This window comes from Agrobacterium sp. 16-2014-1-2a (assembly GCF_053522705.1).
Genome location: NZ_JBNWBX010000001.1, coordinates 784,169 through 797,943 on the forward strand (window position 1 = coordinate 784,169; position 13,775 = coordinate 797,943).

The 13,775-nt window shown below is 60.2% G+C and carries 15 protein-coding genes; 12 read left to right on the plus strand and 3 right to left on the minus strand.

Translation table 11 applies throughout. The features are described 5' to 3' along the window. Positions 1-185: 185 nt before the first annotated feature. A complete protein-coding gene (locus tag ACQZ45_RS03950; RefSeq protein ID WP_003512358.1) occupies positions 186-1,682 on the plus strand; it encodes a replicative DNA helicase in 1,497 nt (498 codons plus the stop codon). Positions 1,683-1,773: 91 nt separating this feature from the next. On the opposite strand, the gene ACQZ45_RS03955 is transcribed toward ACQZ45_RS03950, so the two are convergent. The 3 genes from ACQZ45_RS03955 to ACQZ45_RS03965 all read right to left on the minus strand — a co-directional run bounded on the left by ACQZ45_RS03955 (position 1,774) and on the right by ACQZ45_RS03965 (position 3,727). Then, entirely contained in the window at positions 1,774-2,076 is a 303-nt protein-coding gene (locus tag ACQZ45_RS03955) for an AzlD family protein (protein WP_003512357.1), read from the minus strand. Beyond that, complete coding sequence (locus tag ACQZ45_RS03960; RefSeq protein ID WP_003512355.1) at positions 2,073-2,777, minus strand: AzlC family ABC transporter permease; 705 nt, start codon at positions 2,775-2,777, stop codon at positions 2,073-2,075. The genes ACQZ45_RS03955 and ACQZ45_RS03960 overlap by 4 nt, the downstream gene beginning before the upstream one ends. Before the next feature lie 92 nt (positions 2,778-2,869). Further along, on the minus strand, positions 2,870-3,727 hold the full coding sequence (locus ACQZ45_RS03965) for an AraC family transcriptional regulator (protein ID WP_035251674.1): 858 nt from the start codon (positions 3,725-3,727) through the stop codon (positions 2,870-2,872). 86 nt (positions 3,728-3,813) lie between these two features. Between ACQZ45_RS03965 and alr the strand changes: the two genes are divergently transcribed. From alr to ACQZ45_RS04020, 11 genes are all read left to right on the plus strand, one after another. After that, positions 3,814-4,989 carry an alanine racemase gene (alr, locus tag ACQZ45_RS03970; protein ID WP_013635829.1) on the plus strand — a complete coding sequence of 392 codons (1,176 nt, stop codon included), beginning with the start codon at positions 3,814-3,816 and terminating at the stop codon, positions 4,987-4,989. Positions 4,990-5,054: 65 nt separating this feature from the next. After that, positions 5,055-5,321, plus strand: coding sequence for a type II toxin-antitoxin system ParD family antitoxin (locus ACQZ45_RS03975; protein WP_003512349.1), 267 nt, complete (start codon positions 5,055-5,057; stop codon positions 5,319-5,321). A 197-nt stretch (positions 5,322-5,518) separates the two neighbouring features. Further along, positions 5,519-6,919, plus strand: a complete 1,401-nt coding sequence (radA, locus tag ACQZ45_RS03980) for a DNA repair protein RadA (RefSeq protein ID WP_003512347.1) — start codon at positions 5,519-5,521, stop codon at positions 6,917-6,919. Positions 6,920-7,014: 95 nt separating this feature from the next. Beyond that, positions 7,015-7,602 (plus strand): CvpA family protein, encoded by a 588-nt coding sequence (locus ACQZ45_RS03985; protein WP_003512345.1) that lies wholly within the window; start codon positions 7,015-7,017, stop codon positions 7,600-7,602. 138 nt (positions 7,603-7,740) lie between these two features. Continuing rightward, positions 7,741-9,234, plus strand: a complete 1,494-nt coding sequence (purF, locus tag ACQZ45_RS03990) for an amidophosphoribosyltransferase (protein ID WP_003512343.1) — start codon at positions 7,741-7,743, stop codon at positions 9,232-9,234. A 150-nt stretch (positions 9,235-9,384) separates the two neighbouring features. Further along, entirely contained in the window at positions 9,385-10,125 is a 741-nt protein-coding gene (locus ACQZ45_RS03995; RefSeq protein ID WP_019565381.1) for an SDR family NAD(P)-dependent oxidoreductase, read from the plus strand. 225 nt (positions 10,126-10,350) lie between these two features. Then, positions 10,351-11,736 carry a cysteine--tRNA ligase gene (cysS, locus tag ACQZ45_RS04000; protein ID WP_013635827.1) on the plus strand — a complete coding sequence of 462 codons (1,386 nt, stop codon included), beginning with the start codon at positions 10,351-10,353 and terminating at the stop codon, positions 11,734-11,736. Between the two features lie 257 nt (positions 11,737-11,993). Continuing rightward, the gene (locus tag ACQZ45_RS04005) at positions 11,994-12,362 is read left to right on the plus strand and encodes an endonuclease domain-containing protein (RefSeq protein WP_075807490.1); all 369 of its coding nucleotides are present in this window, start codon (positions 11,994-11,996) and stop codon (positions 12,360-12,362) included. Further along, entirely contained in the window at positions 12,359-12,835 is a 477-nt protein-coding gene (locus ACQZ45_RS04010; protein WP_065661170.1) for a GFA family protein, read from the plus strand. Before ACQZ45_RS04005 ends, ACQZ45_RS04010 begins: the two co-directional genes overlap by 4 nt. Then, positions 12,832-13,296, plus strand: coding sequence for a GFA family protein (locus tag ACQZ45_RS04015; RefSeq protein ID WP_065661171.1), 465 nt, complete (start codon positions 12,832-12,834; stop codon positions 13,294-13,296). Before ACQZ45_RS04010 ends, ACQZ45_RS04015 begins: the two co-directional genes overlap by 4 nt. Beyond that, a complete protein-coding gene (locus tag ACQZ45_RS04020) occupies positions 13,293-13,772 on the plus strand; it encodes a GFA family protein (RefSeq protein WP_065661172.1) in 480 nt (159 codons plus the stop codon). Before ACQZ45_RS04015 ends, ACQZ45_RS04020 begins: the two co-directional genes overlap by 4 nt. Positions 13,773-13,775: the final 3 nt, after the last annotated feature.

Consider the following 13,775-nt stretch of genomic DNA (forward strand, 5'->3'; position numbering starts at 1 on the left):
CCGGGAATTTCCCGCCCCTTGTCCCCACCCGCCTGTGGATTGCTGGGGACAACTGAAGATGTGATCCAGCTTCGCAGACAGGACGTCAGGCTACCATAGAGTGTTGCAACAATATCATTGACTGCCATGGCCAAGGAAGCCAAACCCGAAGTGTAGTGGCAAGGCAAAGGGAGATCGTGCAAACCATGAACGACGCTGTGAGAAAGATCACCCCCGCGCAACCGGCGGAACCGCATTACCGCGAGGCGCCGAACAATATCGAGGCCGAACAGGCGCTGCTGGGCGCCATCCTCGTTAACAACGACGCCTATTACCGCGTGTCGGACTTCTTGAAGCCCGTGCATCTTTACGAACCGCTGCACCGCAAGATTTTCGAAGTGGCGGGCGACATCATCCGCATGGGCAAGACCGCAAATCCGGTGACCATCAAGACCTTCCTGCCCGCAGACGACAAGGTCGGCGACCTGACGGTGGCGCAATATCTGGCGCGTCTGGCGGCAGAAGCCGTTTCGATCATCAATGCGGAAGATTACGGCCGGGCGATCTACGATCTGGCGCTGCGCCGCGCGCTGATCCAGATCGGCGAGGATGTCGTCAACATCGCCTATGATGCGCCGCTGGACATGCCGCCGCAGGCGCAGATCGAAGACACCGAGCGCCGCCTGTTCGAACTGGCGGAAACCGGTCGCTACGATGGCGGCTTCCAGTCGTTCAACGATGCCGTGGCGCTGGCGATCGACATGGCGGGCGCCGCCTTCGAGCGTGATGGCAATCTTTCCGGCATTTCCACCGGCATCCACTCGCTCGACGCCCGCATGGGCGGCCTGCAGCGTTCAGACCTTATCGTACTTGCCGGTCGTCCGGGTATGGGCAAGACCTCGCTTGCCACCAACATCGCCTATAACATCGCGGCCACCTACGATCAGGAAGTACAGCCTGATGGTTCGTTCAAGGCGAAAAACGGCGGCGTCGTCGGCTTCTACTCGCTCGAAATGTCGTCCGAACAGCTGGCGACCCGTATCATTTCAGAGCAGACGGAAGTGTCTTCCTCGAAAATCCGCCGCGGTGACATTACCGAGGCCGATTTCGAGAAGCTCGTCGCCTGCTCCCAGATGATGCAGAAGGTGCCGCTTTACATCGACCAGACCGGTGGTATCTCCATCGCCCAGCTTTCCGCCCGTGCCCGTCGACTGAAGCGCCAGCGTGGTCTTGACGTCTTGGTGGTCGACTATATTCAGCTGATGACCGGCGCCGGCAAGAGCGGTGAGAACCGCGTGCAGGAAATCACCCAGATCACCACGGGCCTTAAGGCGCTCGGCAAGGAACTCAACGTTCCCATCATCGCGCTTTCACAGCTCTCTCGTGCGGTGGAAAGCCGTGAAGACAAGCGCCCGCAGCTTTCCGACCTGCGTGAATCGGGCTCGATCGAGCAGGACGCCGACGTGGTGCTGTTCGTGTTCCGTGAGGAGTATTACGTCAAGAACATGGAGCCGCGCGATATTTCCGATCCGAAATATGCCGAGTGGGAGGCCCTGTTCGACAAGGTGAAAGGCACCGCCGACGTCATCATCGCCAAACAGCGTCACGGACCCACCGGCACGGTGAAACTCGCCTTCCAGTCCGAATTCACCCGCTTCGCGGATCTGGCCGACCCGAGCTTCAGCCAGTACGAAGAGCATTGATCTAAACCGAGGGCGGAACCGGGTCAGCGTTTCGCCCTGCCTGCTCTAAATCGAAACTGGGGAATCTTTTCAGAACTTTGGCGGGATTGCCTCACAATCCGATTCCGCGCAAAAGCGCCACGGTGACGACGCCGAGCGTTGCGGCTGGCAGCAGGCTGAGGCGGAGCGCCGCGACTGCCGTCACCGCGCAGGCGATTGTTTCCGCCATTCCGCTTGAGAATGCCGTTGGCGTCACCACAGCCATCAAGACCGCAGGCGGAACCACGCCGAGCGCTTTTTTCAGACGCGGCGTCAGGGTGAAATGGTTGACCAGCAGCAGACCCCCAAGACGCGTAGCGACGGTGGCCGCCATCATGGCGAGGATCGCCAGCAGGGTGTTCGTATCAAGCGTCATGCAGGCTGCTCCACCTCGTCCTCGCGGCCGAAGGCTGCGACGGAAAGTCCCGCAAGCGCACCGGCGGCTATGTACCAGGCGCCCGGGACCAGCGCGTGCGTGACAAAGGCGGCGGCAGCGCTTGCCAGCAGCACCAGGCCCGTTTCCCTGCCCTTCCAGAACCCCATCAGCAGCACGATGAACACGGCCGGAAAAGCGAAGTCCAGACCGATGACCGTCATGTCCCCCATCACCGAGCCTAAAAGTGCGCCCGTGAGCGTGGCGATGTTCCAGACGAGGTAGATTGACAGCGCAGCGCCGGTGAAAAATGCGGCCGTCAGCCTGCCGGCAACTGCCCTGAATTCCGATAGCGCCCAGGATTCGTCCGTCAGCACCAGCATGGCAGCATATTTTCGCCAGCCGGTAAAATCATCGAGCTTGCCAGCGATGGAAGCGCTCATCAGCACATGGCGAAGATTGACCAGCAGCGCGGCAAAACCGAGCGCGCTCCAGCTTGCCGGATGCGTCCACAGATCCATGGCGACGAATTGCGAGCCACCTGCAAAGACGAGAATCGACATCAGCGAGGCTTCCAGCGGCGACAATCCCTTGCCGACCGCGACTGCACCGAACACGGCGCCGATCGGCACCATGGCGACCAGCAGGGGTGCCGCAGCTCTCAGGCCTGCGCCAAGCTCTGCACGTTTTTCCAGCACGGACATTGCATTCTCCTTTTCAGAGACATGCGATTACGCCTGCAAGTTTTTCCAGTCTTGAATGAAAGTGACGTTGCGCTTCGGAATGGCCACCAAAATCACGCTGTCCGGAATTGTCCCGGCGTGACGCCGGTGCGCGCCTTGAAATGCCGCGTAAAATGCGCCTGATCGGCAAAACCGCACAGCGCAGCCACCTCGGCCGGCATTTCGCCGGAACGCAGAAGACGGCGCGCCCGCCTTATGCGCACATCTGTCAGATAGGCATGCGGGGTGATGTGGAACTCCTTGCGGAAGGCCCGGATGAGATGCGCGCGGCTGAGACCAGCGATGGACGCCAATTCCTCAAGGCCGATATCGGTCTCGTAATTATCGGAGAGATAGTCGCGGGCGGTATGGACCGCCGTCTTCTCGCGGGTTTCAACGGCCAGGATAATGGCGCTGCCATGCCTGCCGAACAGTGCCGCCAGAACCGAGAACATGCCCTCGTCTGCCTCAAGAGCGCCGGACTTGGCCTCCAGCCTGCGATGCGCCATCTGAAAAGCAGCGGCCATCTGCGGATCACGCGGCAGAAACCTTGGAAAGGACGGCATTCCGTGGAAAGCCCTGCCCGTCACATCCTCGATGATATCACGCAGCAGCGCTGCGTCGGGATAGATCATCCGATAACGATAACCGCCGCCACCCGGCGCACCATCGTGAATCTCGTCCGGATTGATGAGATAGAGATGCCCCGGCCCGGTCTGTTCCCTGGTGCCCTGAATGGTGGAAATCTGCGAGCCGCTTTCGATCGCGCCGATCGAGAAGGTATCATGTGCGTGCGGCGAATATTCATGTGTCAGGAACGTCGCGCTCAGACATTCCATGCCGCCAAAACGCGGGTCGCGCCAGAAACGCGTCGTTTCCGTCGCTGCAACCGGCATGACGTCTATGGCCTGTTCCTGCGAAACATTGTGCATAGAACGACTTTAAACCAATCGGTCATTACCGTCTTGAACAAAAGTGCTAGGGTCCGAACCGGTTCCAAATCAACCGGACGCATGGCATGACAGACGACTTCGAAGACACATTTCCCGAACACGAAACCGACGCTTTCGAACATGCGCCGCTGAGGCTGACCGTCGATCTCGGCGCGCTTGCCGACAATTGGCGCGACATGAAAAAGCGGTCCGGCAAGGCGCGGACGGCGGCTGTCGTGAAAGCAGATGCCTACGGGCTCGGTATCGAGGATTGCGGCGCGACGCTCTACCATGCCGGCGCACGCGACTTCTTCGTGGCAACGGTGTCCGAAGGTGCGACCTTGCGATCCTATGCACCGGAAGCGCGAATCTTCGTGCTGTCAGGCATCTGGCAGGGCCAGGAGCGTCAGGTCTTCGATAATGATCTCGTGCCGGTTCTGGCCTCGGAGGAACAGCTGTCCTTCTGGATGGCGACGGTTGCCGAACGCGGCGAACACCCCTGCGCGCTGCATGTGGATACCGGCTTCAACCGGCTTGGCCTGCCGCTGGACGACGCGCTGTTTCTGGCAGACGACGTGACCCGGCCTGCGAGTTTCGATCCGGTTCTGGTGCTCTCCCACCTCGCCTGCGCCGACACGCCGTCTTCGCCCATGAATAAGGTCCAGCTCGAATCATTCCGCAAGGTTAGCGCCGCTTTCGAAGGAATCGAATCAAGCCTTTCCGCTTCTGCCGGAATCTTTCTGGGGCCGGATTATCATTTCGATCTGACCCGCCCCGGCATTGCCCTTTACGGCGGCGAGGCAATCAACGATGTGGCAAACCCGATGCGGCCCGTCGCAAAGGCCGAAGCGCGGATCATCCAGATTCGCGAGGCCGGCGAAGGCCAGACAGTCAGCTATGGCGGCACCTATTTGCTGAAACGGGCGAGCCGCCTTGCCATCGCTTCCGTTGGTTATGCGGACGGCTACCAGCGGTCGCTTTCCGGTTCCGGCATTCCATTGCGCGAAATGGGCCATGGCGGTGCTTACGGCATAGTCAACGGCCACAAGGCGCCGGTCGCCGGTCGTGTGACCATGGATCTCACCATTTTCGACATCACGGACATACCGGCAAACGCTGTCCGCACCGGCGATTATATCGAGCTTTTCGGCCCGAAAGTGCCGCTCGATGAGGTGGCGCGCGCCGCCGGCACCATCGGTTACGAAATGCTGACGGGGCTTGGTTTGCGCTACGAGCGGCAATATCTGATGGCTGACGACTGAACCACGTCTTTAGCTCTTGGAAAGCGGAAGCGACCTGTGCTAAAAGAGAACAAAAGGAGATCGAAATGCCCGAAATCCATTTGAGCGAGCAGGACGAAAGGTTCATCGAAGAGCAGGTGGCTGCGGGTGTCTATAGCGATGCGGACGCCGCTATTCATGCGAGCCTGCAATTGCTGAGCAGCGATGAAAGAAAAAGAGTCGCGCGTAAATTGCTGATACAGGGCATTGACGACGCTGAAGCAGACCGGGTTCACCGCTATGCCTCACAAGACGACTTCCTGAGCGATATCAAACGCGTTTCCGTGCAGCAAAAAACGGGGACCGGTCATTAAAATCCGGACCCCAATCTGGACCACGCGGGCAAGGCGCGATCTTGCCGAAGACCATGGGCCGGGCTTCGCAGTATTGCCTATCGTGAGCGCGTCATCTTCTTTCGCGTTGACGAGGCCGATCTAACCGTTCTGCGCTTGCTGCACGGCCACCAGGACAATTCCGCCAAAGATTTCAAACAAGAAGAAAACTGACATAGATGGCCAAAGCCAAGACCCAATTCGTGTGCCAGAACTGCGGCACGGTTCATACCCGCTGGGCGGGAAAATGCGAAGGCTGCGGCGAGTGGAATACCATCGTCGAAGAAGATCCGATGGGCGGCATCGGCTCCGGCCCCGGCAAGACGCCGAAAAAGGGCCGGGCGGTCGCGCTCACGGCGCTTTCGGGCGAGATCGAGGAGGCGCCGCGCATTCCGACCGGCATCAGCGAACTGGACCGGGCAACCGGTGGCGGTTTCGTGCGCGGTTCGGCGGTGTTGATCGGCGGCGATCCCGGCATCGGCAAATCGACCCTGCTGATGCAGGCGGCGGCTGCCCTTTCACGGCGCGGACATCGCGTCATCTATGTTTCTGGCGAAGAAGCGGTAGCGCAGGTGCGTCTGCGGGCCCAGCGGCTGGGTGCGGCGGAAACCGACGTGCTGCTGGCGGCAGAAACCAATGTCGAGGATATTCTGGCGACGATTTCCGAGGGCAAACGCCCCGATCTCGTCATCATCGATTCCATCCAGACGCTATGGAGCGACACGGCCGATTCCGCTCCCGGCACGGTAACGCAGGTGCGCACCGGCGTGCAGGCAATGATCCGTTACGCCAAGCAAACGGGCGCGACCATGGTGCTGGTGGGCCATGTGACCAAGGAAGGCCAGATCGCCGGTCCGCGCGTGGTGGAGCACATGGTCGACGCCGTGCTTTATTTCGAAGGCGACCGCGGCCACCATTACCGCATTCTGCGCACCGTCAAGAACCGCTTCGGGCCGACAGACGAGATCGGCGTGTTTGAAATGTCCGACCGCGGATTGCGCGAGGTCTCCAACCCGTCCGAACTGTTCCTTGGCGAGCGCAACGAGAAATCTCCCGGTGCCGCGGTCTTTGCCGGCATGGAGGGCACCCGTCCCATTCTGGTCGAGGTGCAGGCGCTGGTCGCGGCCACCTCGCTCGGCACGCCGCGCCGCGCCGTGGTCGGCTGGGACAGTTCGCGGCTCGCCATGATCCTTGCCGTGCTGGAAGCCCATTGCGGCGTGAAGCTCGGTCAGCACGACGTTTATCTGAACGTCGCCGGCGGATACCGCATTTCCGAACCGGCTGCGGATATGGCGATAGCTTCTGCGCTGGTTTCCTCGCTTGCCGGTCTTGCCCTGCCCGCCGATTGCGTCTATTTCGGCGAGATCAGCCTGTCGGGCGCGGTCCGGCCCGTCTCGCATACGGGCCAGCGTTTGAAAGAAGCTGAAAAACTCGGTTTCTCCGCCGCACTTCTGCCGTCTGCTTCGGCTGAATTGCCGAAAGCGGGCAAGGGGCGCTGGACGGAAATAGAAAGCCTGCCGGACCTCGTGGCGCGCATTGCCGGTTCCGGCAACCGGTTCAAACAGGTTGAGGACGACTAAGATTGATCCTTTCGCCAAGGGAAACAGTGGTGTAAGAGGATCGCACAATTGGCAAGGCAGCGCCTGACAGGGCGTCGCACCTCCGGAGTTGGTATATGCCCATTACAATTTTCGACGGCATCGTCATCGCCGTTGTTCTTTTCTCCGCCATTCTCGCGATGGTGCGCGGTTTTTCCCGCGAGATTCTGTCCATCGCGAGCTGGGCCGGTTCGGTCGCCGCCGCCTATTATCTTTTCCCGATCCTGCTGCCCTATGCACGCAACTATACCGATGACGACAAGATCGCCATCGCCGGTTCGGCAGGCGTCGTCTTCCTCATCTCCCTTGTCGTCATTTCCTTCATCACCTCGCGCATTGCCGATTTCATCATCGACAGCCGCATCGGTGCGCTGGATCGCACGCTGGGTTTCCTGTTCGGCGCAGCGCGCGGCATTCTCTTGCTGGTCGTCGCGGTTGCCTTCTGGAACTGGCTGGTGGATGTGAAGACGCAGCCGCAATGGGTAACCCAGGCCAAGTCCAAGCCTTTCCTCGACGGGCTGGTGGGCAAGCTGGAAGCGGTTCTGCCTGACGATATAGAGCCGCAGATCCGCGCCCGTATCCTCGGAAAACCGCAGGAACCGGCAGCCGCGCAGACGCCTGCGGAAGATGTACCGGCGACAAATCCGCCGGCAACGAATAATTGACACAGTGTCGCGCCTTGCAATGCATGCAAGGCGCGCTATTTGTGCTAAATATCAAGCACGACACAGACTGGCCGACCGGGAGACAAGCTCACCGGAGAGGTCTTTCGTTTTTCTCGGTAGAGAGCAAGGGCAAGCCGGATGATTGAGCCGCTTTCGCATTCCACTTTCAATGAAGAGATCGACGGCGACACGCTGCACGAAGAGTGCGGCGTGTTCGGCATTCTCGGCCACGCCGATGCCTCTGCCCTGACTGCACTGGGCCTGCATGCGCTTCAGCATCGCGGCCAGGAGGCAGCAGGCATCGTCTCCTTCGATGGCAAGCGCTTCCATCAGGAACGCCATATGGGCCTCGTCGGCGATCATTATACCGATCCTGCAACCCTTGCCCGCCTGCCCGGCTCCATCGCGATTGGCCATACCCGCTACTCCACGACAGGCGAAGTGGCGATGCGCAACGTGCAGCCACTGTTTGCCGAGCTGGAAGAAGGCGGCATTTCGATTGCCCATAACGGCAATTTCACCAATGGCCTGACGCTTCGCCGACAGATCATCGCCACCGGCGCCATCTGTCAGTCGACATCGGATACCGAAGTCGTGCTGCACCTCATCGCCCGTTCGCGTCACAGCTCCACTGCCGACCGTTTCATCGACGCCATCCGTCAGATGGAAGGCGGCTATTCGATGCTGGCGATGACCCGCACCAAGCTGATCGCAGCCCGCGACCCGATCGGCATCCGCCCGCTCGTCATGGGCGAGCTGGACGGCAAGCCGATCTTCTGCTCGGAGACCTGCGCTCTCGATATCATCGGCGCGAAATTCGTGCGTGACGTCGAAAACGGCGAAGTCATCATCTGTGAAATTCAGCCTGATGGTTCGATCACAATCGATGCACGCAAGCCTTCGAAGCCGCAGCCGGAGCGTCTCTGCCTGTTCGAATATGTTTATTTCGCCCGCCCCGATTCCGTCGTCGGCGGCCGCAACGTCTATACGACGCGTAAGAACATGGGCATGAACCTTGCCAAGGAAGCGCCGCTGGAAGCTGACGTCGTCGTTCCGGTTCCCGATGGCGGCACGCCGGCAGCGCTCGGTTTTGCGCAGGAAAGCGGTATTCCGTTCGAATACGGAATCATCCGCAACCACTATGTCGGCCGTACCTTCATCGAGCCGACGCAGCAGATTCGCGCTTTTGGCGTCAAGCTCAAGCACTCCGCCAACCGGGCGATGATTGAAGGCAAGCGCGTGGTGCTGGTGGATGATTCGATCGTGCGCGGCACGACTTCATTGAAGATCGTGCAGATGATCCGCGAAGCTGGCGCGAAAGAAGTGCATATCCGCGTTGCCAGCCCGATGATTTTCCATCCGGATTTCTACGGCATCGACACGCCTGATGCCGACAAGCTGCTCGCCAACCAATATGCCGATGTGGACGCCATGGCGAAATTCATTGGCGCCGATTCGCTTGCCTTCCTGTCGATCGACGGTCTTTACCGCGCCGTCGGTGGCGAGAACCGCAACAATGCGCGTCCGCAATTCACGGACCATTATTTTACCGGCGACTACCCTACCCGCCTTCTCGACCAGAACGGCGAGGCGATGGGCAGCAAGATTTCCGTGCTGGCCAGCAACGGCTGATAATCTTGAAATAACAAGCGGCCACCGGCTTCCGGTGGTCGCTTTTTTGTGGCGGGCGATTGAAACCGTGCCCGCTGCGGCGTTTTGATCGCTTGCGGTTGGCGTCAGGGGCTTCATAAAACAAGCGGAATGAATTTCGGAGGGGGCAAAATGACCATCAATCTCAAGGGCAGGATCGCGCTCGTCACCGGCGCGTCGCGCGGTATCGGCTATTTCACGGCGCTGGAACTTGCCAAGGCCGGTGCGCATGTCATTGCCTGCGCCCGCACGGTCGGCGGCCTCGAGGATCTGGACGACGCCATCAAGGCCGTCGGCGGCACCGCGACGCTGGTTCCCTTCGATCTCGCCGATATGAACGCCATCGATGCGCTGGGCGCCAATATCTTCGAGCGCTGGGGCAAGCTCGATATTCTGGTCGCGAATGCCGGTGTTCTCGGCGTCATCTCCCCGGTCGGCCATATCGAGGCGAAAGTCTTCGAAAGGGTCATGACCATCAATGTCACCGCTACATGGCGGCTGATCCGCTCGGTCGAACCGTTGCTCCTGCGATCGGATGCCGGGCGCGCGTTGATCCTGTCTTCGGGTGCTGCCCATAGCTGTCGTCCCTTCTGGGGCGTCTATTCCACCTCCAAGGCCGCCGTTGAGGCACTTGCCCGGACCTGGGCTGCGGAAACAGATAAAACCGCCCTGCGCATCAACAGCATCAATCCCGGCGCGACACGAACAGCCATGCGTGCGCAGGCCATGCCCGGCGAAGACCCCGCAGACGTGCCGCACCCTTCTGAAGTTGCCGCCGCCATTGTTCAACTCGCCTCGCCTGAGCTTACCGAAACCGGCAAGCTCTTCGTGGTGCGTGAAGGCAAATTCCTGGATTACCGCCAGCCGGAATAGGCTTTTGGTCAAGGCGGTCTCTTAAGGTGCTTCTGGCGTCTGCGAGAAACGCTTGACCGCGAAACACCGGCACGCCATAAGGCAAGGCATGAAAACAACGATCTGCACCTGCTGCTGAATAATTTTTGCTGGTTCACCACCGGCCAGATCGTTTTCGTCTCCCCGCAAGGTCCAACAGACAAACGGTCCGGCCAGGACAATTGACTGCCTTTAGGGAACGCCCGCATGTCCTTGCGCCTGAAACTCCACAACACCCTGACACGCGAAAAGACGGAATTTGCGCCGATCGACGCCGACAACGTGCGCATGTATGTCTGCGGACCAACGGTTTACGATTTCGCCCATATCGGCAATGCGCGCCCGGTCATCGTTTTCGATGTTCTTTACCGGCTGCTGCGCCACGTCTATGGCGAAAGCCATGTGACCTACGCCCGCAACATTACCGATCTCGACGACAAGATCAACGCAAGGGCGCTGCGCGACTATCCGCATCTGCCGCTGAATGACGCCATCCACGCGGTGACGAAAAAGACCGCCGACCAGTTCCATGAGGATGTGGCAGCACTCGGCTGCCTGCAGCCGACCGTTGAACCGCGCGCCACCGACTACATCGCCGAGATGATCGACATCATCGAGAAGCTGATCGCACGCGGCCATGCCTATGCGGCGGGCGGCGAAGTGCTGTTCGACACCCGCTCGATGGCCGATTACGGCCAGTTGTCCAAACGCCCGCTGGACGAACAGCAGGCCGGCGCGCGCGTGGCGGTGGAAGCACACAAGAAGACCCCCGGCGATTTCGTGCTGTGGAAACTTTCCTCTGATAATGAGCCCGGCTGGGAAAGCCCCTGGGGCCGCGGCCGTCCGGGCTGGCACATCGAATGCTCGGCCATGGCCGGTCGCTACCTCGGCGAAGTGTTCGACATTCACGGCGGCGGGCTCGATCTCATTTTCCCGCATCACGAGAACGAAATCGCGCAATCCCGCTGCGCCCACGGCACGCAGGTGATGGCCAATGTTTGGATGCATAATGGCTTCGTGCAGGTGGAAGGCCGCAAGATGTCGAAGTCCGAGGGCAACTTCGTGACCATCTATGAATTGCTGCACACCGAAAAATTCGGCGGCCGCCAATGGCCGGGCGAGGTTCTTCGCCTTGCCATGCTGATGACGCATTACCGCGAGCCAATCGATTTTTCGGTGAAGCGTCTCGAAGAGGCCGAACGTCTTCTCGCCAAGTGGCCGGCGGCCGAAGCCTCCGACGCGGCACCGGACGAAACCGTGCTTGATGCGCTTGCCGACGACCTGAACACGGTTGCCGCCGTGCAGGCGCTTCACGCGCTGGCACATGCCGCCAATACCGATCCTGCCCGCCTGCCCGCCTTTGCGGCCAGCGCCGCCCTGCTCGGCGTATTGCCGAAGAAAGCGGAAGTGGACGAGGCTATCGTTTCGGCAGTCGATGCCCTAGTGCAACTGCGTCTGGAAATGCTGAAGGCGAAGAACTTTGCAGAGGCGGATCGTTTGCGCGACGAGCTTTCTGAAAAGGGCATTCAGTTGAAGGATGGCAAGGATAAGGAAACCGGGGAACGGACGACGACCTGGGAGTTGAAGCGGTAATTTGCTGCTGCGGCTTGGGACTTACCTCCCTCTGCCCTGCCGGGCATCTCCCCCTCAAGGGGGAGATCAGATGCCGCGCGCTAGTGCGATAAGTCCCCGCGCATTCCATAGGTAGGGTGCTAGCCGCTTGTCGATCTCCCCCCTTGAGGGGGAGATGCCCGGCAGGGCAGAGGGTGGTGATGCCCCACGACAGGCCCTTGATTTCGTCCACACCATGCTACAATCTCGCGGCAACCGATCAAGTCGCGAGCATCCCGATGCCCCATGCCAAGGTCAGCCCCCGACATCGGAAACATGCTCGGCAGATGCGCAAGGTCATGACAGGCGCCGAACTCAAGTTCTGGAACGCCGTCCGTGCCCATCGTCTTGCAGGTCTGTCTTTCAGACGCCAGCTGCCTGTCGCAGGATACATCGTTGATTTCACCTGCCCGTCGCATAAGATCATTGTCGAGTTAGACAGGTTTCAGCATGCGGAAGATGCTGCGGCAGACTATGATCGGCAACGAACGGAGACGCTGGAGCAGTGTGGCTGGCGGGTTCTGCGTTTCTGGAACGAAGATGTTGTGAAAGACATCGACAATGTCTGTCTCCACATTATCCGGACGGTAAAGGAGAGCCAACCATGACCACCTACACCGGCGGATGCCAGTGCGGCGCGATCCGGTTCCGCGCGACCGGCGATCTCAAGGACAGTTCCATCTGTCATTGCCGCATGTGCCAGAAGGCTTTTGGGGCCTATTACGCGCCGCTGGTTTCGGTGCGCGGCGTCGATTTCGAATGGACGCGGGGGGAGCCGAAACGTTTTCAGTCCTCCAGCGTCGTCAAGCGCGGCTTCTGCCCCGAATGCGGCACGCCGCTGACCTATGAGGCGCCGGATGGCATGGCGGTTGCGGCCGGTGCTTTCGACGATCCCGCCGCCTTGCCGCCCACCATTCAGTGGGGCGTGGAACGCAAAATCGATTTCGTCGACAGCATCCACACGCTACCCGCCGTCCCAACGGAAGACGATCTGACCTCGGTCGACTATCTGACCAACCTCGTTTCCTACCAGCACCCCGACCATGACACCGAGAGCTGGCCCCCGGAGAATAAACGATGAGCGAAACAGGCTTTTCCGGCGGCTGCCAGTGCGGCGCCGTGCGGTTTCATGCGGGCAAGATCGGTCGCCCCTCCATTTGCCATTGCCGCATGTGCCAGAAGCATTTCGGCAATTTCTTCGGTGCACTCGTCACCGCCGATCAGGCGCATCTGACATGGACGCGCGGCCAGCCTTCCCTCTTCCGTTCATCTGCGAAAATCCATCGCGGCTTCTGCAACAAATGCGGCACGCCGCTGACCTATCATTATCCTGGCGGCGTAGAGATCGCGATCGGCGCTTTCGATAATCCGGAGCGGATCGAACCGCAGGTGCAGGTCAATATCCACAAGCGCATGCCCTGGATCGAGCAGCTGTTTTCAAAACCTGTAATCGAGCAGAGCGTCGATGAGGCTGATATCACCTCCTTCCAACACCCGGACCACGACACCAAGGTCTGGCCGCCGGAAGACGACCGCGCATGAACGGTTCAGAAAGCTTCAGCGGCGGATGCCAGTGTGGCTCCGTGCGTTACCGGATCGATGGCGGGTTACGCTATCCGCATCTGTGCCATTGCCGCATGTGCCAGAAGGCATCGGGCAACTATTTCATGCCGCTTGCAGCAAGTACCCGCGCGAAGTTTGAAATGACCCGTGGCGAGGCTTCGTGGTTTCAGTCGTCCGATCACGTGCGACGCGGTTTTTGCGGACGGTGCGGCACGCCGCTTTTCTATGACATGCCGGACGCCGATTTCATCAACATCACGCTTGGTTCGCTGGACGAGCCGGAGCTGATAAAGCCCGAGGCGCAATCAAATCTCGACAGCAAAATGCATTGGTTCGGTGACCTTGACGGCTTGCCGGTCGAGCCGGAAGCTGCGTCGGACGAAAACCGGCTACCGGTCAACAACCGGCAACACCCGGATCGTGACACGGCCGAATGGCCACCTGAAGGAAAGTAAGAC

What these genes read in the sequence shown, in the direction of transcription:
- ACQZ45_RS03975 (WP_003512349.1), top strand. Translation starts at nt 5,055, where the DNA reads ATGCCCGAAATCCATTTGAGCGAGCAGGACGAAAGGTTCATCGAAGAG.
- purF (WP_003512343.1), top strand. Translation starts at nt 7,741, where the DNA reads ATGATTGAGCCGCTTTCGCATTCCACTTTCAATGAAGAGATCGACGGC.
- ACQZ45_RS03965 (WP_035251674.1), bottom strand. Translation starts at nt 3,727, where the DNA reads ATGCACAATGTTTCGCAGGAACAGGCCATAGACGTCATGCCGGTTGCA.
- ACQZ45_RS04010 (WP_065661170.1), top strand. Translation starts at nt 12,359, where the DNA reads ATGACCACCTACACCGGCGGATGCCAGTGCGGCGCGATCCGGTTCCGC.
- ACQZ45_RS03985 (WP_003512345.1), top strand. Translation starts at nt 7,015, where the DNA reads ATGCCCATTACAATTTTCGACGGCATCGTCATCGCCGTTGTTCTTTTC.
- ACQZ45_RS03995 (WP_019565381.1), top strand. Translation starts at nt 9,385, where the DNA reads ATGACCATCAATCTCAAGGGCAGGATCGCGCTCGTCACCGGCGCGTCG.
- cysS (WP_013635827.1), top strand. Translation starts at nt 10,351, where the DNA reads ATGTCCTTGCGCCTGAAACTCCACAACACCCTGACACGCGAAAAGACG.
- ACQZ45_RS03950 (WP_003512358.1), top strand. Translation starts at nt 186, where the DNA reads ATGAACGACGCTGTGAGAAAGATCACCCCCGCGCAACCGGCGGAACCG.
- alr (WP_013635829.1), top strand. Translation starts at nt 3,814, where the DNA reads ATGACAGACGACTTCGAAGACACATTTCCCGAACACGAAACCGACGCT.
- radA (WP_003512347.1), top strand. Translation starts at nt 5,519, where the DNA reads ATGGCCAAAGCCAAGACCCAATTCGTGTGCCAGAACTGCGGCACGGTT.
- ACQZ45_RS04005 (WP_075807490.1), top strand. Translation starts at nt 11,994, where the DNA reads ATGCCCCATGCCAAGGTCAGCCCCCGACATCGGAAACATGCTCGGCAG.
- ACQZ45_RS04020 (WP_065661172.1), top strand. Translation starts at nt 13,293, where the DNA reads ATGAACGGTTCAGAAAGCTTCAGCGGCGGATGCCAGTGTGGCTCCGTG.
- ACQZ45_RS04015 (WP_065661171.1), top strand. Translation starts at nt 12,832, where the DNA reads ATGAGCGAAACAGGCTTTTCCGGCGGCTGCCAGTGCGGCGCCGTGCGG.
- ACQZ45_RS03955 (WP_003512357.1), bottom strand. Translation starts at nt 2,076, where the DNA reads ATGACGCTTGATACGAACACCCTGCTGGCGATCCTCGCCATGATGGCG.
- ACQZ45_RS03960 (WP_003512355.1), bottom strand. Translation starts at nt 2,777, where the DNA reads ATGTCCGTGCTGGAAAAACGTGCAGAGCTTGGCGCAGGCCTGAGAGCT.